Source organism: Paenibacillus sp. OT2-17, assembly GCF_009827695.1.
Taxonomy (GTDB): domain Bacteria; phylum Bacillota; class Bacilli; order Paenibacillales; family Paenibacillaceae; genus Paenibacillus; species Paenibacillus polymyxa_B.
In genome coordinates, this window is sequence record NZ_WUDQ01000758.1 from 1 (window position 1) to 1,428 (window position 1,428).

General features: G+C 41.4%; 1 protein-coding gene and 2 pseudogenes. 1 reads left to right on the plus strand and 2 read right to left on the minus strand.

Annotated features, from left to right (window positions below):
- A partial coding sequence (locus GRP75_RS30125) for an alpha/beta fold hydrolase (RefSeq protein ID WP_237449214.1) occupies positions 1-301 on the minus strand: 301 nt, incomplete at its 3' end.
- A gap of 57 nt (positions 302-358) precedes the next feature.
- Positions 359-616, minus strand: a pseudogene (locus GRP75_RS30130) (epoxide hydrolase N-terminal domain-containing protein); the annotation flags it as partial.
- Positions 617-751: 135 nt separating this feature from the next.
- On the opposite strand from GRP75_RS30130, the pseudogene GRP75_RS26855 reads away from it, so the two are divergent.
- Positions 752-1,428 (plus strand): annotated as a pseudogene (locus GRP75_RS26855) (LysR family transcriptional regulator); the annotation flags it as partial.

Sequence of the window (1,428 nt, forward strand, 5' to 3'; positions counted from 1 at the left end):
GCTTGTAGCTTCCTGGAATATAATTGAGATGAAGTCCCATCACCCGTTCAGGGTACATGAATGCTAACCACGTTGAGACCCCTGCTCCAATATCCCCTCCCTGAACCAAATACCTTTCGTAATCCAAACGATCCATAAGTTTTGCCCAAAGCGTAGCTACGTATTTGGACCCCACTCCCGGTCGTATGGGTTTACTTGAAAATGCAAAGCCTGGCAATGAGGGAATAATCACGTCAAAAGCCTCTTCAGCATGTCCACCATATAGTGATGGGGTTGTTAGATAAGGGATTAGTTCTAACATCTCTACAAATGATCCTGGCCATCCATGAGTCAACAACAGTGGTCGTGCGGATGTGCCTTCACCCCGAACGTGTACAAAGTGTATATCGAAGCCATCCACATGTTCCATAAACTGCGGGAAACGGTTTAACCATGCTTCCTGTTCACGCCAGTTGTATTCCGTGCTCCAATAATCAACTAATCTCTACAAAAAGGAACGGTCTGTCCCCAGAGCCCATGGTTCTACAGAGAAATTCGAAGGCCATCGAACCTGTTTTAGTCTCATAGACAGATCATGCAGTTGTTGCTCTGGAATTGAAATTTTGAATGGTTCCATTCATTGTTTCCTCCCTTGTAGATTATTTTACGATCAGAAGGATTCTATTGTATGATGTCTGTTCATTAATAAAATTGAAATATTCAAAATCATTATCATTTTTATCGATAGAAATTAAACCTAAGGAGAACATCGATGGAAATTAGACACCTTATTACATTTCAGACGATTATCGAAATCGGAAGTTATACAGGGGCTGCATCGCAATTGGGATACACTCAGTCCACGATCACTGCCCATATACAGTCGCTTGAAGAAGAGATTGGCGGGGAGCTTTTCACTTACGAAAGAAGGCACTTGAAACTTACTCAATTAGGGAGAGAATTAATACCTCTGGCAGAAGATCTACTGGCTACTCATGACCAGATTAGAAATATACGAAGCAACCAGGAGGTTAAAGGTGCTATAAAGGTGGCTGCACCAGAGTCTTTAACAATTTCTAGATTAAGCCCGATTTATAAGGGAATTCTCTTTGAAATATCCTCATGTCAAATTCATCCTTATCAACGGTACATGTGAACAAAACCAGGTTGACTTAATCAGTGGACGTGTAGATGTGGCTTTCATGGTCTACCCGGAAATACATCCGGAAAAATGCATTCATTTTTCTTTGGCCCAGGAGAACATTGTCCTGGTGTGCAGCAATGACGGTCCAGACCATTTCGATGAATATAAGCGAGAGAACACCAACCATTTTTTTATTACGAATGAAGAAAGCTGTAGTTATCGGACCATGTTTGAAAGATATCTTGTAAAGCATGATATTCACCCATTTCAAACCATGGAGTTATGGAGTATTGAGGCGAGTAAAC